General features: G+C 70.7%; 18 protein-coding genes. 15 read left to right on the top strand and 3 right to left on the bottom strand.

Annotated features, from left to right (window positions below):
- Position 1: 1 nt before the first annotated feature.
- Together prcB and prcA are read left to right on the top strand one after the other, a co-directional pair.
- Positions 2 to 847, top strand: coding sequence for a proteasome subunit beta (gene prcB, locus AN215_RS02265; protein WP_070012458.1), 846 nt, complete (start codon positions 2 to 4; stop codon positions 845 to 847).
- Positions 848 to 904: 57 nt separating this feature from the next.
- A complete protein-coding gene (gene prcA, locus AN215_RS02260) occupies positions 905 to 1,678 on the top strand; it encodes a proteasome subunit alpha (RefSeq protein WP_070012459.1) in 774 nt (257 codons plus the stop codon).
- A gap of 163 nt (positions 1,679 to 1,841) precedes the next feature.
- Here the strand turns inward: prcA and AN215_RS02255 are convergent, their stop codons facing one another.
- Positions 1,842 to 2,906, bottom strand: coding sequence for a LacI family DNA-binding transcriptional regulator (locus tag AN215_RS02255; protein ID WP_070012460.1), 1,065 nt, complete (start codon positions 2,904 to 2,906; stop codon positions 1,842 to 1,844).
- Between the two features lie 138 nt (positions 2,907 to 3,044).
- On the opposite strand from AN215_RS02255, the gene AN215_RS02250 reads away from it, so the two are divergent.
- The 12 genes from AN215_RS02250 to AN215_RS02195 all read left to right on the top strand — a co-directional run bounded on the left by AN215_RS02250 (position 3,045) and on the right by AN215_RS02195 (position 16,470).
- A complete protein-coding gene (locus tag AN215_RS02250; protein WP_070012461.1) occupies positions 3,045 to 4,352 on the top strand; it encodes an MFS transporter in 1,308 nt (435 codons plus the stop codon).
- Between the two features lie 9 nt (positions 4,353 to 4,361).
- On the top strand, positions 4,362 to 5,723 hold the full coding sequence (gene pafA / locus AN215_RS02245) for a Pup--protein ligase (protein ID WP_070012462.1): 1,362 nt from the start codon (positions 4,362 to 4,364) through the stop codon (positions 5,721 to 5,723).
- Between the two features lie 135 nt (positions 5,724 to 5,858).
- Positions 5,859 to 6,764: an FKBP-type peptidyl-prolyl cis-trans isomerase gene (locus tag AN215_RS02240; protein ID WP_070012463.1), complete on the top strand. Its 906-nt coding sequence runs from the start codon at positions 5,859 to 5,861 to the stop codon at positions 6,762 to 6,764.
- A 61-nt stretch (positions 6,765 to 6,825) separates the two neighbouring features.
- A complete protein-coding gene (locus tag AN215_RS02235; RefSeq protein WP_055488325.1) occupies positions 6,826 to 7,200 on the top strand; it encodes an FKBP-type peptidyl-prolyl cis-trans isomerase in 375 nt (124 codons plus the stop codon).
- Positions 7,201 to 7,348: 148 nt separating this feature from the next.
- Positions 7,349 to 8,320: a helix-turn-helix transcriptional regulator gene (locus AN215_RS02230; RefSeq protein WP_070012464.1), complete on the top strand. Its 972-nt coding sequence runs from the start codon at positions 7,349 to 7,351 to the stop codon at positions 8,318 to 8,320.
- 15 nt (positions 8,321 to 8,335) lie between these two features.
- Complete coding sequence (locus AN215_RS02225) at positions 8,336 to 9,298, top strand: helix-turn-helix transcriptional regulator (protein WP_070012465.1); 963 nt, start codon at positions 8,336 to 8,338, stop codon at positions 9,296 to 9,298.
- A 139-nt stretch (positions 9,299 to 9,437) separates the two neighbouring features.
- Positions 9,438 to 9,701, top strand: a complete 264-nt coding sequence (locus tag AN215_RS02220) for a hypothetical protein (RefSeq protein WP_070012466.1) — start codon at positions 9,438 to 9,440, stop codon at positions 9,699 to 9,701.
- A 241-nt stretch (positions 9,702 to 9,942) separates the two neighbouring features.
- The gene (gene tatA / locus AN215_RS02215; protein ID WP_070012467.1) at positions 9,943 to 10,230 is read left to right on the top strand and encodes a Sec-independent protein translocase subunit TatA; all 288 of its coding nucleotides are present in this window, start codon (positions 9,943 to 9,945) and stop codon (positions 10,228 to 10,230) included.
- Positions 10,231 to 10,307: 77 nt separating this feature from the next.
- Positions 10,308 to 11,300, top strand: coding sequence for a twin-arginine translocase subunit TatC (gene tatC, locus AN215_RS02210; RefSeq protein ID WP_070012468.1), 993 nt, complete (start codon positions 10,308 to 10,310; stop codon positions 11,298 to 11,300).
- Positions 11,301 to 11,317: 17 nt separating this feature from the next.
- Entirely contained in the window at positions 11,318 to 12,214 is an 897-nt protein-coding gene (locus AN215_RS02205; RefSeq protein WP_070012469.1) for a diacylglycerol kinase, read from the top strand.
- A 42-nt stretch (positions 12,215 to 12,256) separates the two neighbouring features.
- A complete protein-coding gene (locus AN215_RS02200) occupies positions 12,257 to 15,064 on the top strand; it encodes a DEAD/DEAH box helicase (RefSeq protein WP_070012470.1) in 2,808 nt (935 codons plus the stop codon).
- 242 nt (positions 15,065 to 15,306) lie between these two features.
- Positions 15,307 to 16,470 carry a phosphatidylinositol-specific phospholipase C1-like protein gene (locus AN215_RS02195; protein WP_070012471.1) on the top strand — a complete coding sequence of 388 codons (1,164 nt, stop codon included), beginning with the start codon at positions 15,307 to 15,309 and terminating at the stop codon, positions 16,468 to 16,470.
- Positions 16,471 to 16,513: 43 nt separating this feature from the next.
- Here the strand turns inward: AN215_RS02195 and AN215_RS02190 are convergent, their stop codons facing one another.
- Together AN215_RS02190 and AN215_RS02185 are read right to left on the bottom strand one after the other, a co-directional pair.
- On the bottom strand, positions 16,514 to 17,377 hold the full coding sequence (locus AN215_RS02190) for a siderophore-interacting protein (RefSeq protein ID WP_070012472.1): 864 nt from the start codon (positions 17,375 to 17,377) through the stop codon (positions 16,514 to 16,516).
- A 109-nt stretch (positions 17,378 to 17,486) separates the two neighbouring features.
- Positions 17,487 to 18,401, bottom strand: a complete 915-nt coding sequence (locus AN215_RS02185) for a 5'-3' exonuclease (RefSeq protein ID WP_070012473.1) — start codon at positions 18,399 to 18,401, stop codon at positions 17,487 to 17,489.
- Between the two features lie 117 nt (positions 18,402 to 18,518).
- On the opposite strand from AN215_RS02185, the gene AN215_RS02180 reads away from it, so the two are divergent.
- Positions 18,519 to 18,998 carry an OsmC family protein gene (locus AN215_RS02180; protein ID WP_070012474.1) on the top strand — a complete coding sequence of 160 codons (480 nt, stop codon included), beginning with the start codon at positions 18,519 to 18,521 and terminating at the stop codon, positions 18,996 to 18,998.
- The last annotated feature ends 167 nt before the right edge of the window (positions 18,999 to 19,165 follow it).

The following is a 19,165-nucleotide window of genomic DNA, read 5'->3' as shown; positions in this document are numbered from 1 at the left end:
TGTGGAAGCCAACACTCGTGACACAGGGCGTCTGCCGGCTGCCTTCCTGACACCCGGCTCGTCCTCGTTCATGGACTTCCTGTCCGAGCACGCCCCCGCGGTGCTGCCCGGCAGCCGGCCCCTGCCCGCTGTCGAGGGCGCCGTGCAGGCTCCGCACGGCACGACCATCGTCGCCGCGACGTACCGGGGCGGTGTGGTGCTCGCGGGCGACCGCCGCGCGACGATGGGCAACGTCATCGCGCAGCGGGACATCGAGAAGGTCTTCCCAGCTGACGAGTTCTCAGCCGTGGGCATCGCCGGCACGGCAGGGCTCGCGGTGGAGATGGTGAAGCTCTTCCAGCTGGAGCTGGAGCACTTCGAGAAGGTGGAGGGCTCCGGGCTCTCGCTGGAGGGCAAGGCGAACCGTCTCTCCACCATGATCCGCAGCAACCTCGGCATGGCTCTCCAGGGCCTCGCGGTCGTCCCGGTCTTCGCGGGCTACGACGTGGACCGTGAGCAGGGGCGCATCTTCTCCTACGACGTGACGGGCGGCCGTTCCGAGGAAGTGGGCTTCACCGCAGTCGGTTCCGGCTCCGTCTTCGCACGCGGCTCCTTGAAGAAGCTGCACCGGGACGACCTGACGGAGGAGCAGGTCTGCACGGTGACCCTGCAGGCGCTCTACGACGCCGCGGACGACGACTCGGCCACCGGCGGGCCCGACATGGCCCGCAAGATCTATCCCACGCTCACGGTCATCTCCGACGAGGGCTGCCGGAAGCTGTCCGAGGAGGAAGTCTCCGCGCTCGTACGCACCATGCACGAGGGCCGGCTCCAGCATCCCAACGGGCCGCAGGCCCCGCTCACCTGACGAAGGCCACGGGGCCTTCAGCGCCCTCTGACAGGAGAAGGAAGGGACGGATAGCCGGTGTCGACGCCGTTCTACGTCTCACCCCAGCAGGCCATGGCGGACCGCGCCGAGTACGCCCGCAAGGGCATCGCGCGGGGTCGCAGTGTTGTCGTGCTGCAGTACACCGACGGCATCGTGTTCGTCGCGGAGAACCCCTCGCGGTCGCTCCACAAGATCAGCGAGATCTACGACCGCATCGCGTTCGCCGCGGTGGGCAAGTACAACGAATTCGAGAATCTGCGCATCGGCGGTGTCCGCTACGCGGATCTGCGCGGATTCACCTACGACCGTGCCGATGTGACGGGCCGTGGCCTCGCGAACGTCTACGCGCAGACGCTGGGGACGATCTTCTCCAGCGCGGCCGAGAAGCCGTACGAGGTGGAGCTGATCGTCGCCGAGGTCGGCCCCGCCCCCGAGGACGACCAGATCTACCGGCTTCCTCACGACGGCTCGATCGTGGACGAACACGGCTCGCTCGCCGTCGGCGGCAACTCGGACCAGATCAACAGCTATCTCGAACAGCGCCACCGTGACGACATGACGCTCGCGGAGGCCGTCAAGCTCGGCAAGGAATCCCTGGCGCGCGACAACAACGGCGGCGAACGCGATGTGACCGCCGACCAGTTGGAGGTTGCGCTGCTCGACCGCAGCCGCGTCCAGCAGCGCAAGTTCAAGCGGGTTCTGGGCAGCCAGCTGCGGCGTCTGCTGGGGGAGGACGAGAGCGGGGGCGGATCGGCTTCCTCGTCCGGCAGTGGCGACGAGGAGTCCTCCGGGGACAGCTCCGAGGAGTAGCGGCGCAGCGGCTCCCGCCGAATCCGATCAGCCCGAGTGCCCCGCAGGACCGACCTCCTGCGGGGCACGCGGGCGTCCGGACCCGGTCCGGTCCGGGCCGTCGGGCCTCCCGCTTCCGGGCCGCACGGCTCGGCTTCCCCGGCCTTCGGGTGTGCGTCCGGCCTCAGCTGCGGGCGGGGGGCTCAGCGGTGGAACCGCGCTGTACGAGCTGCACGGCGAGCACCGGCGTACTGGCCGCCCTTCCCGCCAGCACGTCCAGCAGCGCGCGCATACCGGCCGCACCGACCTCCTCGGCGGGCAGCCGCACCGTCGTCAACTCCGGCTCGAGCGCGGTCGCCAGGCTCAGATCGTCGAAGCCCGTCACGGAGACGTCCTCCGGCACGCGCAGGCCCAGCCGCCGCGCCGCCTTGCACGCGCCCGCGGCCAGCAGATCGTCGTCGCAGATCACCGCCGTGGGCCGCGGCTCGGCCGTGAGTGCCCTGGTGGCGGCGTGCAGGGCCGCCTCGACGCTGAGATCGCTGGACTCCGTCCGTACGGCTGCTCCCGCCGTACCGGCGACGGTCTGTGTCAGCGCCCGCGCCCGCACACCGAAGGTCCACGTGTCCACGTCTGCGGCCAGGTGTGCGAGGCGGCGGTGGCCGAGCCCGAGAAGATGGCCTGCCGCCTGGCGCATGCCGTCGGCGATGTCGAGGTTGACGGTGGCGGCGGCCCGGTCGCCCGCGGGGTCGGTGTCCAGCATCACCAGCGGCAGCCCGCCCTCGCGCAGCGCCGCCAGTGCCTCGGGGGCCATCGATGAGGCGATCACGCCGTCCAGGGCCGCGCGCGCCGAACCGAAGGGATCGACGGCGGGCCCGGTGCCTTCGGGGGAGGGATAGAGCACCACGCCGAAGTCGTGCTCCGCGGCGACCCGTGAGGCACCGGCGTGCACCCGCGCGAAGTAGTCGTGGGTGAGGGCCGGCACGACGAGCAGAGCCGTCCGGGTCCGGCCCAGACGCAGACTGCGTGCGGCGAGATTGGGCCGGTAGCCCAGAGCCCGCGCCGAGGCCCGTACGGTCTCGGCCGTACGGGGAGAGACGCGGCCCTGCCACTTGCCGCCCAGCACGAGGGAGACCGTCGCCTGCGAGACGCTCGCGTGACGGGCGACATCGCGGCTGGTGGGACGCGGGCGCTCCGGGGAGGCGCCGGCGCGCGGCTGGTCCGCGGTGCCGGGCCGCCGGGTGCTCGCCATCCGTACCGCTCCTTCGCCGGCCCGTGGCCATAGGGGCCCGGGGTGGACCGTGGGTCAGCGACATGATACGTATAACGGCGTTGGTTATACGTACAACGTGACAGCGTTACCCCGTGAGCGCCGGAAGGAGCCGAAGTCATGGCGACGGGCTATGCCGAGCTGCTGCGCGCCCGGCACGCGATGCGGCTGCTCGCGGGCACTCTGACGGGCAGGCTGCCCAACGCCACGGGACCGCTGGCGATCGTGCTCTTCATCCGCGCCGAGGGCGGCAGCTACACGCTCGCCGGCGTCCTCTCCGCGGTTTACGGACTCGCGACGGCCGTGGGCCAGCCGCTGCTGGGGCGCCTGGTCGACATCCACGGACAGCCGCGCGTGATGCTTCCCGCGGCCGTGCTCTCGGCGCTGGGCATGCTCCTGCTGACGGCGTCGGGCACCGATCCGGTCTGGGCGGCCGCCGCGGGCGTCCTGATCGCCGGAGTGTGCACGCCGCCCCTGGAGGGCGGGCTGCGGGCCCTGTGGCCCAGCGTGCTGAACGGCCCCGGCAAGGTGCACAGGGCGTACGCGCTCGACGCCGTAGCCCAGGAGGTGATGTTCGCCGTCGGGCCCCTGCTGCTGACGGTGTTCGTAGCACTGTGGAACGAGGCGGCGGCGCTTCTGGTCATCAACGCGCTCGGCGTTCTCGGGGCACTGTCGGTCGTCGTCTCGCCGCCCTCACGGGCCTGGCGTTCGGCTCCGCGCGAGCCCCACTGGCTGGGCGCGCTGCGGTCGTCAGGGCTGCTGGCGCTGCTCGCCACCTTCTTCTTCGTCGGGCTCGCGCTCGGCGCCGTCGCGGTCGCGGCCGTCAGCTACGCGGACGACCACGGCGAGGCCCTCATCTCCAGCTATCTGCTCTCGGCGCTGGGCTTCGGCGCCCTCGCCGGCGGTGTCGTCTACGGGGCGCGGCACTGGCCGGGTGCTCCGGAACGGCGTCTGGTATGGCTTGTTCTCGCCCTTGCCGCGGGCTACCTGCCGCTGGTCCTCGTACCCGGTGTGGTCACGATGACGGTCCTGGCCGGAGTGTCCGGAATCTTCCTCGCCCCGGCGCTCGCCTGCGCCTTCGTCGTCGTGGACCGGCACGCTCCCTCGGGCACCGTGACCGAGGCGTTCTCATGGCTCGTCACCACGTTCGGGGTGGGTGCCGCCGCAGGTACGGCCGTGGTGGGACCCGTCATCGAGCGGGGCGGCGCCTCCGCGGGCTTCGCCGTCGTGGGCGGGGGAGGGGTGGCCGCGTTCCTCGTACTGCTGCTGACGCGACGCGCTCTCGCGGTGCCCACGGCGGGCTCCCGCGGCACCGCCGTCACGGGCCCCGCGGCAGGTCCTGGTCATGCGTCAGCGCCGGTCACCGAGGCGGAAAATGATCGCAACGGTGCCCCCGAACCCGGTTTCAGAACAGGCCGTCAGGCGTAATGTTCAGTCATGGACCGCCGAATCTTCGGGCTTGAGAACGAGTACGGCGTCACGTGTACGTTCCGGGGCCAGCGCCGTCTGTCCCCCGACGAAGTGGCGCGGTATCTCTTCCGCCGTGTCGTGTCATGGGGCCGCAGCAGCAACGTCTTTCTGCGCAACGGCGCCCGCCTCTACCTGGATGTTGGCTCCCACCCCGAATACGCGACGCCCGAGTGCGACAACGTGACCGAGCTGGTCACCCACGACAAGTCCGGCGAGCGCATCCTCGAGGGCCTCCTCGTCGATGCCGAACGCCGCCTGCACGAGGAAGGAATCGCAGGCGACGTCTTTCTCTTCAAGAACAACACCGACTCCGCGGGCAACTCCTACGGCTGCCACGAGAACTATCTCGTGGCGCGGCACGGGGAGTTCTCCCGGCTGGCGGACGTCCTCATTCCCTTCCTCGTCACACGGCAGCTCGTGTGCGGCGCGGGCAAGGTCCTGCAGACGCCGCGGGGCGCCGTCTACTGCGTCAGCCAGCGTGCCGAGCACATCTGGGAGGGGGTCAGCTCCGCGACCACGCGTTCCCGGCCGATCATCAACACCCGCGACGAGCCGCACGCGGACGCCGAGCGCTACCGCCGCCTCCACGTCATCGTGGGCGACTCCAACATGTCCGAGACGACCATGCTGCTCAAGGTCGGTGCCACCGACCTCGTGCTGCGCATGATCGAGGCGGGCACGGTGATGCGCGACCTGACCCTGGAGAACCCGATCCGGGCCATCCGCGAGGTGAGCCACGACATCACGGGCCAGCGCAAGGTGCGCCTGGCCAGCGGCCGCGAGGCCTCCGCGCTGGAGGTCCAGCAGGAGTACTACGAGAAGGCGCTGGACTTCTGCGACCGGCGCGGCATCCGCACCGGCCGCGTGGAGCGCGTACTGGAGCTGTGGGGCCGCGCGCTGGACGCCATCCGCACCCAGGAACTCGACAAGATCAACACTGAGATCGACTGGGTCATGAAGTACCAGTTGATCGAGCGGTACCGGGCGAAGAACAACATCACCATGTCGCACCCGCGTATCGCGCAGATAGATCTCGCGTACCACGACATCCACCGCCGGCGTGGTCTCTACTACCTGCTGGAGCGCAACGGCCAGGCAGCGCGTATCTGCAACGACCTGAAGATCTTCGAGGGCAAGTCGGTGCCGCCGCAGACCACGCGGGCACGGCTGCGCGGCGACTTCATCAGGCGGGCCCAGGAGCAGCGCCGGGACTTCACCGTCGACTGGGTCCATCTCAAGCTCAACGACCAGGCTCAGCGCACTGTCCTGTGCAAAGACCCCTTCCGGTCGGTCGACGAGCGTGTGGAGAAGCTCATCGCCGGGATGTGAGACGTGTCGACGGGGGACGGGATGTCCGGACGGGGCCGTAGGGTTGCCCCGACCGTCCGGACATCCCTAGACCGCGAGTTGGACACAATGCTGCAGACCCCCCGGGGAACGACCCCCCGCCCCAGGAAACCCTTCGTGCGCCGCCTCGTCGTGGCTCTCGCCGTGCCTGCGCTGATCGCCTCAGTCGCCTCCTGCGGCAGCGAGGAGGACAAGAACGGGCAGCCCCCGCAGGTGACCGGCGCCACGGACAAGAAGCCCAAGGTGGCCAAGGGCAAGGGCAAGCCGCCGAAGGACCTGAAGGTCAAGGTCCTCAAGGAGGGCAAGGGGCAGAAGGTCAAGAAGGGCGACTCGCTCAACGCCAACTACCACGGGCAGCTGTGGAACGGTAAGGAGTTCGACAGCAGCTGGAAGCGGGGCCAGCCGGCCACGTTCCAGATCGGCACCGGCAAGGTCATCAAGGGCTGGGACGAAGCCCTCGTGGGCAAGAGGCTCGGCAGCCGCGTCGAACTGGTGGTGCCTCCGTCGAAGGGGTACGGAAAGCAGGGCCAGCCCCCGACGATCCCGAAGAACTCCACGCTGGTGTTCGTCGTGGACCTTGAGAAGATCATGCCGAACAAGATCGACGGCAAGCCGGTCGAGGGCGCGCAGAACCCTGAGCTGCCCGAGGTGAGCACCAAGGTCGAGACGGACAAGGCGCCCAAGATCACCATGCCGAAGGGCAAGGAAGAGGCCCCCGACAAGCTGATCGACGAGACGATCATCGAGGGTGACGGCAAGAAGGTCACCGAGAAGAGCACCGTCCTGACCCAGTTCACGGCCAAGCTGTGGAAGGGCGGCAAGCAGCTCGACGACACCTGGGCGCAGGGCGGGCCGCAGGAGATCCCCGTCTCCAAGATCCCCGGCTGGGGCGAGGCCCTGAAGGGCAAGAAGGCCGGCAGCCGCGTAGTGATCTCCGTCCCGAAGGACGAGTTCCCCAAGGAGCAGCGCAAGCAGTTCTCCTCCGGCGTGGTGTTCTCGGTGGACGTGCTGAACGTCAACTGATCCCGCCCGGCGTGACAGACTGACGCGGTTGTCCGAATGATTCGTTGCTAGGAGCTGTTTCGTGAGCATCGACAAGCCCGAGGTCGACTTTCCCGAGGGCGCGCCGCCTGCCGATCTGGAGATCGTGGATCTCTGGGAGGGCGACGGGCCCGAGGCCAAGGCCGGCGACAACGTCTCTGTCCACTACGTGGGCGTCTCCTTCTCCAGCGGCGAGGAGTTCGACGCCAGCTGGAACCGCGGCAAGCCCCTGCAGTTCCAGCTCGGCGCCGGTCAGGTCATCCCCGGCTGGGACCGTGGTGTGCAGGGCATGAAGGTGGGCGGACGCCGCCGTCTGACCATTCCCGCTCATCTCGCGTACGGGGAGCAGGGCGCGGGCGGCGGCCGTATCAAGCCGAACGAGACCCTGATCTTCGTCTGCGACCTCGTCTCCGTCTGAGCCGGGCCGCACCGCGGCTTCGTCCGGGGGTCCCGCCGGAGGGCGGGACCCTCGGACTTTGCTTTTGCGGGGGAGGCGCCGAGCGGTACGGTCAATTGCCGAGAAGAGCACAGAGCAGTACGAGAAGTACGGGAGCACGAGGGAGCCCATGGCGATTGCCAAGGCCGAGCGGCTGATGAATCTGGCGCTGTGCCTGCTCGGGACCCGGCGCCCGCTGACGAAGCGAGAGCTGCGTACCTCGATCGAGGCATATCTCGAGGCCGGCAGTGACGAGTCGTTCAACAGGATGTTCGAGCGCGACAAGGACGATCTGCGCGAACTCGGCCTCGTCATCGACACCGTGGAGAGCCTGGACGGCGACATCGGCTACCGCGCCCAGCGCGACAGCAACCGGCTCCCGCCCGTGGCCCTCGACGCCGAAGAGGCCACCGCTCTCGGCCTGGCCGCACGGGTGTGGCAGCAGGCACGTCTCGCGGGTGCGGCCAGCGGCGCCCTGCAGAAGCTGCACGCGGCCGGCGGCATGCCGCAGCACGACGAGGGGGACGAGGCCGCTCCCGCAGTTCCGCACAGCACCCTGGAGCCGTACATCCCCGCGCGCGAGGCCGCTTTCGAGCCATTGATGCTCGCTTGCCGGGACCGGCGCCCCGTGGTCTTCGACTACCGCAAGTCCAACGCCGCCCGCCCCGAGCGCCGCCAGGTCGAGCCCTGGACGCTGGAGTGCTGGCGCGGCCACTGGTATCTCGCGGGCTTCGACCGGGAAAGGCAGGCCGAGCGCGTCTTCCGCCTCTCCCGCATCACGGGGCCCGTCCGCTCCCGCGCCACGGCGTTCACCGCCGCCGTACCGGACCAGGTGACCGTACGGGAGACCGTCGAGCGCTGGGCCGGGGAGAGCGCTTCGCGCACCGCGCGCATCCGGCTGCGCGCCGGAGCGGGCTACCCTCTGCGGGCCCGCGCCACCGAGGTACGGGAACTGCCCGACGGGTGGGAGGAGCTGGAGATCCCGTACGGGCACGGACTGGACGCATGGCTGGTGGAGTTCGGGCCGGACGTGATCGTGCTGGAGCCGGCCGAACTGCGGGCCGAAGTGGTCGACCGGCTGCGCGCCGTCGCCAAGGGCTGAGGGGGAGCACGGACCGTGGCACCGAACGCCATCGACCAGACCCGGCGGATGCTGTCGCTGGTCACCTACCTGCGCGACAGGCCCGGCGCCCGCATCGACGACGTGGCGCGTGCCTTCGGCATCACCGCCGACGAGCTGATCTCGGACCTCGACGTGCTGCCGATGTGCGGCACCAGCTTCCGCGGCGGAGATCTGCTGGAGATCGACACCGATGGCGAGCGCATCTGGTGGCGGAACGCGGACGCCCTCGGCAGCGACACGGCGCAGCCCCTGCGCCTCGCCTCCGACGAGGCGACGGCGCTGCTCGTCGCCGCCCGCGCCGTGGCCACCCTCCCGGGGCTGCGCGAGAGCGACCGGGACGCGCTGCGACGGGCCACCGCCAAGCTGGAGGAGGCGGCGGGGGAGAACGCGGGCGCCAGCTCGCGCCTGTCGGTGACCTTCGAGTCCGAGGGCGGGGTCTTCGCCGACGTGGACCGGGCCATCGCCGAGCAGCGCAGGCTGTGGCTGCGCTACTACTCGCCGGCGCGCGACGAACTCACGGAGCGCGAAGTGGATCCGATCCGTCTCTTCGCAGTCGGGCACACCTACCTCGAAGCCTGGTGCCGGCTCTCGGAGGCCCGCCGCACCTTCCGGCTGGACAGGGTCGCCGAGATCCGGCTGCTCCAGGAGCCCGCCGACCCGCCGCCGATGGAGCTGCGGGATCTGAGCGAGGGGCTCGTGCAGCCCTCCGCGGAGGACCCGGAAGTCGTCGTCGAGGTCGGGCCCGGCGGCCGCTGGGTCGCCGAGTACTACCCGTACGACAGTGCCGAGGAACTGCCCGACGGCGGCCTGCGGGTCACCCTGCGTACGCCCGATCCGGCCTCGCTGCGGCGGCTCGCGCTGCGGCTGGGCCACGACGGCCGGATCGTGGCACCTCGCGAACTCGCGGACAGCGCACGGGAGGCGGCGCGCACGGCGCTTGCGGCGTACGGGGAATGAGCGCGCGCACTGGCCTGCGGGCGCCCTCGGCTGCTCCGAGCGTCCGGACCGCGCACGGACGCCAGAGGGCCGGGCCCACGCCGCGAGGGCACACGGGTGCAGGCGGGGCTCCGCTGAATCGGCCCACTAGGCTCTGACCATGCTCTGGCCCATGTTCTTTCTCGCCCTCGCCTTCTGCGGAATCGCCGTACTCGGCGTGCTGGCCGTCCGGGTCGGGCTGGAAGTGCGCCGGTTCACACGCGCCGTCGGTGACAGCTCTGAGCGCATCACCCGCGCCGCCGAGGACCTGGAGCGCGCCGCAGGGCCCCTGGCCGGGCGGGCCGGTGCCGCAGCGGACGCACACGGCGTCGTACGCGGTGAGCCGGGCGGCGAGGCCGCGGCAGGGGGACAGGGCCGGTCGTGATGGGGCGGGGCCCTCGTGATGTGGGGGTGCACACGCGCCCTGCCTTGTCCGTACCTTTGACCGGTAGGCTGCAGAGTGCCGCGTCGCGGCGATGCCCGAGCGCAACCTCGGGTCGGTACGGGCATTGCCCGTCGTTCACGGCCCAGGGTTACGATCGCTGTCAGCACTCGCTTGACGCAGCCCGTCCGATTCATACGGCAGGCAAGGACACACGCCGGCCCCGGCGAGAAGGTAGTGGCACATGATCGGCAACCTTAGGCCCATGGAGATCGTTCTGATCGTCCTGGTCATCCTGCTGCTGTTCGGCGCCAAGAAGCTTCCGGACATGGCACGTTCGCTGGGCAAGTCTGCCCGCATCCTCAAGAGCGAGGCCAAGCAGATGAAGAAGGACGGCGGCGATGAAAGCGACGCCGGCACCTCCGCGGACGCCCAGCAGTCGCCGAAGACCATCCAGGCCGCCCCCGGAGACGTCGCCAGCTCGCGGCCCGTGTCCGAGCCGGCGAGCCAGAAGCAGCAGAACCAGTCCTGACCGTCGCGTGATTCCGCCGTGCCGTACCGGTACGGCAAGACCGGCATTTCCGACACTTCACACAACGAGGAACTGGGTTGCTCAAGTCAGCCCGTAGACAGGGCAAAGACAGAAGCGAGAAGGACCCCGAGGGGCGGATGCCCCTCGCGGACCATTTGCGGGAGCTGCGCAACCGGCTGATGAAGGCGGTGCTGGCGATCCTCGTCGTCAGCGTCGTGGCGATGGTCTACTACAAGCAGATCGCCGACTTCCTCACCGACCCGGTGCGCGAGTCCGTCGGCTGCACCGAGGGTTTCGGGCGTGCCGCAGAGGACGGCGAGACCTGCGCCGAGATCACCATCAACGGCCTGATCGCCCCCTTCACGATCATGCTCAAGGTCGCGCTGACCGTCGGCGTGGTCGCCGCCTCGCCGGTCTGGCTGCACCAGCTGTGGGCGTTCCTCGCTCCCGGTCTCCACAAGCACGAGAAGAAGTACGCACGTGCCTTCGTCGGGGCCGGTGTCCCGCTCTTCGTCGGCGGTGCCTACCTCTCGTACCTGATCCTGCCCAGGGCGGCGGCGACGCTGCTGGACTTCACCCCGGGCGGGACCGGCAACCTGATCCCGCTCGACGACTTCCTCGACATCGTCACGCGGCTCGTCATCGTCTTCGGGCTCGCCTTCGAACTCCCGCTGCTGCTGGTGATGCTGAACCTGACCGGCATCCTCGGCGGCAGGCAGCTGCTGGGCTGGTGGCGGGTGATGGTCCTCTGCATCACGATCTTCTCCGCCATCGCCACGCCCACGGGTGATCCGCTGACCATGGCAGCCCTGGCCGCACCCATCGTGCTGCTCTACTTCGGGGCCGTGGGCATCTGCCTGCTCAACGACCGCCGCCGCAGCCGCAATGATCCGTATGCCGCTCTCGACGACGACGAGGCGTCCCTCATCGACGGCCCCGACGCCCTGGAGGAAGGCGAGAGCGTCCCCGCCCCCCGCGCACTGCCCGAGGGCGAATCCGGCGGTGCGGCAGGCGGCGGCGACGGTCCGCACGGACGGGGTGGACGGGACGGTTACGGCGACGCGACCTGAGCGGGTATGGTCCGCGCGTGACCAGCGAGATCACCCTTTTCGTCAACCCCACAGCGGGCCGCGGCCGTGGCGCCGCCGCCGCGCAGCCTGCCGCCGACGAGCTGCGTAAGGCCGGATTCGCCGTACGCACCGTCGTCGGCAACGACGCCGACGACGCGCTCATACGGGCCCGCGAGGCCGTGCGGGCGGGCACCGGCGCGCTGATCGCGGTCGGCGGCGACGGCATGTCGTCCCTGGGACTGCAGGCGGTCGCCGGTACGGAGACCCCGCTCGGCGTCGTCTCCGTGGGCACCGGCAACGACTTCGCACGGGCGACCGGGCTGCCCGTGCGGCAGCCCGCCGAGGCCGGCCGGGTCGTCGCCGAGGCGCTCAAGGCGGGGCACGAGCGGCGCGTCGACCTCGGCAGAGCGGGGGAGCGCTGGTTCGGGACGGTGCTCGCCTCGGGCTTCGACTCACGCGTCAACGACCGGGGCAACCGGATGCGCTGGCCGTCGGGCAAGATCAAGTACGACCTGGCGATCCTCGCCGAGCTGGCCGCCTTCAAGACCATCCCGTACCGGCTCACGCTCGACGAGGGGGAGCCGCTGGAGATCGGGGCCACGCTGGTCGCCGTCGGCAACGGCCCCTCGTACGGCGGCGGCATGCGCATCTGCCACGGCGCCGAGATGGACGACGGGCTCCTCGACGTGACGGTCGTGGGGGAGTGCAGCCGCGCCACACTGCTGCGCGTCTTCCCCCGCGTCTACAAGGGCACCCATCTGTCCCATCCCGCCGTCACGAGTTACCGGGCCCGCAGCGTGCGGCTGGAGGCGCCGGAGGTGACCGGGTACGCGGACGGCGAACCGCTCGGGCCGCTGCCGCTGACGGCACACGTCGTTCCGGGGGCGGTGCGGCTCCTCGTGGGGGAGCAGTGACCGTGAGCGGTGTCGGAGGTGGCCGGTAGGCTCGTAGTCACGATGACCGAGGATCTGTCCCCCGCAGAGCGATATGCACTGGCGCGGCTGCGCGCCGCAGAGCAGGCCACCGCTCTCGCGCCGTTCCGCGACCTGTACGACTTCGATCTCGACGAGTTCCAGATCGAGGCGTGCCGAGCCCTCGAAGCCGGGAAGGGAGTGCTGGTCGCGGCGCCGACCGGCTCAGGCAAGACGATCGTCGGCGAGTTCGCCGTGCATCTCGCCCTCACGCAGGGCCGCAAGTGCTTCTACACAACGCCGATCAAGGCCCTGTCCAACCAGAAGTACAACGACCTGGTCAAGCGCCACGGCGCGGACCGGGTGGGCCTGCTCACCGGGGACAACAGCGTCAACGGCGACGCCCCCGTCATCGTCATGACGACCGAAGTCCTGCGGAACATGCTCTACGCGGGCTCGCAGGCCCTCGACGGCCTCGGGTACGTCGTCATGGACGAGGTGCACTATCTCTCCGACCGCTTCCGCGGCGCCGTCTGGGAAGAGGTGATCATCCACCTTCCCGAGTCGGTCACGCTGGTCTCGCTCTCGGCGACGGTCTCCAACGCGGAGGAGTTCGGGGACTGGCTGGACACCGTCCGAGGCGACACCGAGGTGATCGTCTCCGAGCACCGCCCGGTGCCCCTGTGGCAGCACGTGCTCGCGGGCCGCCGGATGTACGACCTGTTCGAGGAGAAGGGCGACAAGCGCGAGGTCAACCCGGACCTGGTGCGCATGGCCCGCATGGAGAACAGCCGTCTGAGCGGCCCGCGCGACCGGCGGCGCGGCAGCCCGCGCAGGGAGGCCGACCGGGAGCGGGAGCGGCGCCGGCGGTCCCGGGTCTGGACGCCGGGCCGCCCCGAGGTCATCGACAAGCTGGACTCCGAGGGCCTGCTGCCCGCCATCACCTTCATCTTCAGCCGTGCGGGCTGCGAGGCGGCGGTGCAGCAGTGCCTCTACGCGGGGCTGCGGCTGAACGACAGCGCGGCGCGGGCGCGGGTCCGCGAGATCGTCGAGGAGCGCACGGCGGACATCCCCGACGAGGATCTGCACGTACTGGGGTATTTCGAGTGGCTGGAGGGCCTGGAGCGGGGCATCGCCGCGCACCACGCGGGCATGCTGCCCACCTTCAAGGAGGTCGTCGAGGAGCTGTTCGTACGAGGGCTGGTCAAGGCCGTCTTCGCGACCGAGACGCTGGCGCTCGGGATCAACATGCCGGCCCGCTCGGTGGTCCTGGAGAAGCTGGTCAAGTGGAACGGCGAGCAGCACGCGGACATCACGCCCGGCGAGTTCACCCAGCTGACCGGGCGGGCCGGGCGCCGCGGCATCGACATCGAGGGCCACGCGGTCGTGCTGTGGCAGCGCGGCATGGACCCGGGCGCCCTGGCGGGCCTGGCCGGTACGCGCACGTATCCGCTGCGTTCCTCCTTCAAGCCGTCCTACAACATGGCGGTCAATCTCGTCGGCCAGTTCGGGCGGCACACCTCGCGTGAGCTGCTGGAGACGTCCTTCGCGCAGTTCCAGGCCGACCGCTCCGTGGTCGGCATCTCCCGGCAGGTCCAGCGCAACGAGGAGGGCCTGGAGGGCTACCGGGAGTCCATGACCTGCCACCTGGGCGACTTCGAGGAGTACTCCCGGCTCCGCCGCCGGCTCAAGGACCGGGAGACGGAGCTGGCCAAGCAGGGCGCGGTGCAGCGCCGGGCACAGGCCGCGGCGGCGCTGGAGAAGCTGAAGCCGGGGGACGTCATCCACGTGCCCACGGGCAAGTTCGCGGGGCTGGCGCTCGTCCTCGACCCCGGCACGGGCGCCCGCGGCCCCGCCCAGCACCGGGGCTGGCACCACCAGCAGGAGGGGCCGCGTCCGCTCGTACTGACGGCTCAGCGGCAGGTGAAGCGGCTGGGGTCGATCGACTTCCCCGTCCCCGTGGAGCCGCTGGAGCGGATGCGCATCCCGAGATCGTTCAACGCCCGCAGCCCCGAGTCGCGGCGTGACCTGGCCTCGGCACTGCGTACGAAGGCCGGGCACCACGCGCCTCCGCGGCACCGCAAGCAGCGGGCCGCCGCGGCCGACGACGAAGAGATCGCGAAGCTGCGCACCGAGATCCGCCGCCACCCCTGCCACGGCTGTGACGAGCGGGAGGACCACGCCCGCTGGGCGGAGCGCTACCACCGGCTCAAGCGGGACACGCGTCAGCTGGAACGCAAGATCGAGGGCCGTACGAACACCATCGCCCGCACCTTCGACCGGGTCTCCGCACTCCTCACGGAGCTGGGCTACCTCCGTGGCGACGAGGTCACGGAGGACGGCCGGCGGCTGGCACGGCTCTACGGCGAGCTGGATCTGCTGGCCAGCGAATGCCTCCGCGACGGCGTGTGGGAAGGTCTGCCACCCTCCGAACTGGCCGCCTGCGTCTCGGCGCTGGTGTACGAGTCGCGCGCGGCCGACGACGCGATGCCGCCGAAGCTGCCGGGCGGCGGCGCACGCGGCGCCCTGGAGGAGATGGTGCGCATCTGGGGCCGTCTGGACGCGCTGGAGGAGGAGCACCGCATCAGCCAGACCGAGGGCGTCGGCCAGCGCGAGCCCGACCTCGGCTTCGCCTGGGCCGCCTACCGCTGGGCCGAGGGGCACGGGCTGGATTCGGTGCTGCGCGACGCCGACATGCCCGCCGGCGACTTCGTGCGCTGGTGCAAGCAGTGCATCGACGTGCTGGGGCAGGTCGCGATCGCGGCGCCGGAAGGCGGGGACGTGGCGAAGAACGCGCGCAGGGCGCTGGAGTCGATGCGGCGCGGCGTGGTGGCGTACACGAGCGTGGGCTGAGAGCCGCGGGACTCCCGGTCCGGCGCCCGGCGGAGGCTCCGGGCTTCTCCCGGAAGCGCGGCGGCCGAACGGCCCTGCGAGCGGGGCGTGTTGGCTCCGTGCGCCGCGTGGGCAGGTACATCGCGCTGATGTACTCGTGCCCGCGGGAGGTCGTCGTGCGCTCTGTCTCCAGATCCCTCTCCAGATCCGTCTCCGGTCCCGGTCCTGTCCCCGGCTCCGTCCCCAGGTCCAGGTCCCGTTCCGTGGCGCGGCGCTGGGTGGCGGCCGCCGCCGCTCTCGCCGCGGCGCTGACGCTGTCTTCGGCGGCCCCCGTCCCGGGTCCGCCGTCCGACCGTACGGCGGCCGGGGACGGCGGACTCCGTGTCACCCAGATCCAGGCCATGGCGACCCACAACAGCTATCACCGTGAAGCACCGTTCGCCGAGCAGCAGTTGATGGCGGAACACGACCCGGGTTTCCGTACGCTGCTCTACAGCCACGCGTCGCTGCCCGTGCAGTTCTCACGCCAGCAGGTGCGCGGCATCGAACTGGACGTCTTCCCGGACCCGGACGGGGGTCTCTACGCCGACCCGCTGATCCGCGACGACGCCGGACTGCCGCCCATGGACGATCCGGACCTGCGCAAGCCCGGCTTCAAGGTGCTGCACTGGGCCGACTTCGACTACCGCAGCAACTGCGTCTCCCTCAGGCGTTGTCTGACGCAGGTCAAGAAGTGGTCACAGGGGCGCCCCGGGCATGCGCCCGTCCCCGTGCTTCTCGAACTCAAGGAGACGGACCCGGAGATGGAGGCCCGCGGCGGCGCGAAGAGCCCGCCCTGGGACACGAAGATGCTGGACGCGCTGGACGCGGAGATACGCACCGTCTTCCCCGACGGGGCGACAGTCACGGCGGACGACATCCGCCGCCCCGGCAAGACCCTGGAGGAGTCCGTGCGCGAGCACGGCTGGCCCCGGCTCCGGTCCGCCCGCGGGAAGGTGATGTTCCTGATGGACAACGACGACCAGAAGCTGCAGGACGCCTACCGTGCGGGCGGCCGCGAGAGCCTGCAGGGCAGGGTGCTGTTCACCGATTCCGAACCGGGACGCCCGGACGCCGCGTTCATGAAGGTCAACGATCCGACCGGGCCCGGCAAGGCCGTCATCCAGGACCTGGTGAAGCAGGGCTACTTCGTACGGACGCGCTCCGACGTACCGCTCGACCAGGCGAACTCCGGTGACAGGAGCATGCTGCGGGACGCGCTGTCCTCGGGAGCCCAGATGGTCTCGACCGACTTTCCCGTGCCCGGCCTCGCCGCGCGCCACGGCTCCGACTACGTGGCCGAACTTCCGCATGGCAGCGGCCCGGTGAGGTGCAATCCGGTCACCGCTCCGCGGCCGGGGTGCACCTCGGGCCGGATCGAGCGCTGATCACCGGAGCGCGGTGGGGGCCGCGGGCAGGAACGCGGAACGGTCAGGGCCGGGACCCCTGTCCGTCGCCCGCGCCCTCCTGCTCCGCCTCGACCTGCGCCTTCCACTCCGTCTTCGACGCCTGCCAGCCGTCCTCGTCGTGGCCCAGGCGCCAGTAACCGGAGATGGACAACTGCTCGCGCTCCAGGCCGCGTTCGAGACGCAGATGGCGGCGGAGTTCCTTGACGAAGCCCGCCTCGCCGTGGACGAACGCCTGAGGGGTGCCCGGTGGGAACTCCAGCGTCCGTACGGCCTCGGTCAGCTTCTCCCCGACACGTGCGGTGCCGCGGTGCAGCCACGTCACGCCCGCCGTGTCCGGCAGGCTCAACTTCTGCTCCTCCTGCGGACCTTCGACCTCGATCAGGGCCCGTACGGTGGCGTCCGCGGGCATGGCTTCCAGTGCCGCGGCGATGGCGGGCAGCGCGCTCTCGTCGCCAGCGAGCAGATGCCAGTCGGCGTCCGCCGAGGGGCGATAGGCCCCGCCGGGACCGAGCATGCGGATCTCGTCGCCAGGCCGCGCACCGCGTGCCCACGGCCCGGCGAGGCCCTCGTCGCCGTGGATGACGAAGTCGAGGGTCAGCTCCCTGGCCGCGGGTGCCCACGACCGCACCGTGTACGTGCGCGTCACGGGCCACTGGTCGCGCGGGAAGCCGGCGCGGACGGCCGCGATGTCGAAGGGCTCGGGATACTCCACGCCCGGAACCGGGAAGAGCAGCTTGACGTAGTGGTCGGTGTACTCGCCCGCCTCGAACTCCGCCAGGCCGGAGCCGCCGAGCACGACACGCACCATGTGGGGCGTCAGCTGCTCGGTGCGGACCACGCGGCCGTGATGGACATGGTTCTTGCTGCGGGCCGTACGGTCTGCCACGTGTGACTCCAGGGAGGGCGGGGAAGCAGGAGGCGTTGGTTAGGGTTGCCTAAGTTCCCCAACGTACCACTTCACCCGCCGTACGGCGCCGCGGGCCCGCCGCCGTCGATCACCGCTCCCGGTCGGCCAGCACATTCAGCAGCCGCTCCAGGGATCCGCCGAGCCCCCACCGCTCAGCCAGGGCGTCCAGGGCCTCCGGATGACGTGCCCGCACCGGAAGGGCGGCGTCGAACTCCGGCAGATCGATGTCGCTCGCGACCCGCACCACCTTCGGGGCCACTGCCAGATAGGGCCGCGCCTCGGCCAGCCGCTTGCGCTGCGCCGGAGTGATCGCGGACGACGGGTCCTCGGCCGCCGTCAGGATCCCCGCCAGGTCGCCGTAGCGCTCCAGCAGCTTCGCCGCCGTCTTCTCCCCGATGCCCTGCACTCCGGGCAGCCCGTCGCTCGGGTCGCCGCGGAGCAGGGCCAGATCCGCGTAACCAGCGCCGTCCACCCCGTACTTGGAGCGAAGCGCGGACCCGTCGTACACGTCGAGAGTCCCCACTCCCTTGACCGGATACAGCACCCGCACGCCCCGGGCGTCGTCGATCAGCTGGAACAGGTCACGGTCGCCGGTGACGATGTCGACGGGAGAGCCCGCGCGTGCCGTGAGGGTGCCGATGACGTCGTCCGCCTCGAAGCCGTCAGCGCCGACGCGGGCGATGCCGACGGCGTCGAGCACCTCGTCGATCACCGGGACCTGAGGGCTGAGCGTGTCCGGGATCTCCTCGGCGTCCGGACCGGCCGGTACCTCCTCCGCTACCCGGTGCGCCTTGTAGGAGGGAATGAGCTCGACGCGCCACTGGGGGCGCCAGTCGAAGTCCATGCAGGCCACCAGGGAGTCCGGGTGACGGTTGCTCACCAGGCGTGCGATGAAGTCGAGCAGCCCGCGCACGGCGTTGACGGGGGTGCCGTCCGGGGCCCTGACCGACTCCGGGACCCCGAAGTAGGCACGGAAGTAGAGGGACGAGGTGTCCAGGAGCATCAGGCGTCGAGCCGTCGTCGTAGTCACGGCCCCGATGATGCCGTACGCGTCCGACAGCGGGCCGCAGAAGCCGGGGTGCCCGTGCCCTTCGCACCGCCCCGCTTCTAGGCTGAGCTCATGGCAGCCACGCACGCGTACGAAGTCACCGTCGAGTGGACCGGGAACCTGGGCGAAGGCACGCGTGACCACCGTGCCTTCAGCCGCGCCCACGAGGTGTTGGCGGGCGCGAAGCCGCCGATCGCGGCCTCCGCCGATCCGGCCTTCCGCGGCGACGAGGAGCGCTGGAATCCGGAGGAGCTGCTGCTCTCGGCGCTCGCGCAGTGCCACATGCTCTGGTATCTCCACCTCTGCTCCGTGCGCGGGGTCGTCGTCACCGCGTACGAGGACCACGCGACGGCGACGATGACGATGGACGCGGCCGGCGGTGGCGGAGCCTTCACCGAGGCAGTGCTGCGTCCCGAAGTCACCGTCGCCGACGAGTCGACCGCGGAGACGGCGCGGGCGCTGCACGCCGAGGTCCCGGGGCTGTGCTTCATCGCGCGTTCCGTGAACTTCCCCGTGCGGCACGAGCCGGTGGTGCGGACCGGGGCCGCCTGAACGTCCTCGCGCTGGCGCAAATAGAACTGCCCCATAGGCCGATGCGGGTCTACTCTCTTCTCCGTACGAGGAACACGCCTCCGGGCCGCGGGCCGCGGGCCGCGCGGACGACCACCCGGGGCGGGCCGCCGTACGGGGGAGCGGCAATCGCAGCCGCACGGGGGGCG

This window comes from Streptomyces abyssalis, from assembly GCF_001751365.1.
GTDB classification, from domain to species: Bacteria; Actinomycetota; Actinomycetes; order Streptomycetales; family Streptomycetaceae; genus Streptomyces; species Streptomyces abyssalis.
This window is presented reverse-complemented; position numbering and strand designations above follow the sequence as displayed.

Bases quoted from the DNA above. Each gene is read 5' to 3' on its own strand.
- AN215_RS02255 (WP_070012460.1), bottom strand. From the start codon at position 2,906: ATGGCGAGCACCCGGCGGCCCGGCACCGCGGACCAGCCGCGCGCCGGC.
- AN215_RS02250 (WP_070012461.1), top strand. From the start codon at position 3,045: ATGGCGACGGGCTATGCCGAGCTGCTGCGCGCCCGGCACGCGATGCGG.
- pafA (WP_070012462.1), top strand. From the start codon at position 4,362: ATGGACCGCCGAATCTTCGGGCTTGAGAACGAGTACGGCGTCACGTGT.
- AN215_RS02230 (WP_070012464.1), top strand. From the start codon at position 7,349: ATGGCGATTGCCAAGGCCGAGCGGCTGATGAATCTGGCGCTGTGCCTG.
- AN215_RS02220 (WP_070012466.1), top strand. From the start codon at position 9,438: ATGCTCTGGCCCATGTTCTTTCTCGCCCTCGCCTTCTGCGGAATCGCC.
- tatA (WP_070012467.1), top strand. From the start codon at position 9,943: ATGATCGGCAACCTTAGGCCCATGGAGATCGTTCTGATCGTCCTGGTC.
- AN215_RS02200 (WP_070012470.1), top strand. From the start codon at position 12,257: ATGACCGAGGATCTGTCCCCCGCAGAGCGATATGCACTGGCGCGGCTG.
- AN215_RS02185 (WP_070012473.1), bottom strand. From the start codon at position 18,401: ATGCTCCTGGACACCTCGTCCCTCTACTTCCGTGCCTACTTCGGGGTC.
- AN215_RS02180 (WP_070012474.1), top strand. From the start codon at position 18,519: ATGGCAGCCACGCACGCGTACGAAGTCACCGTCGAGTGGACCGGGAAC.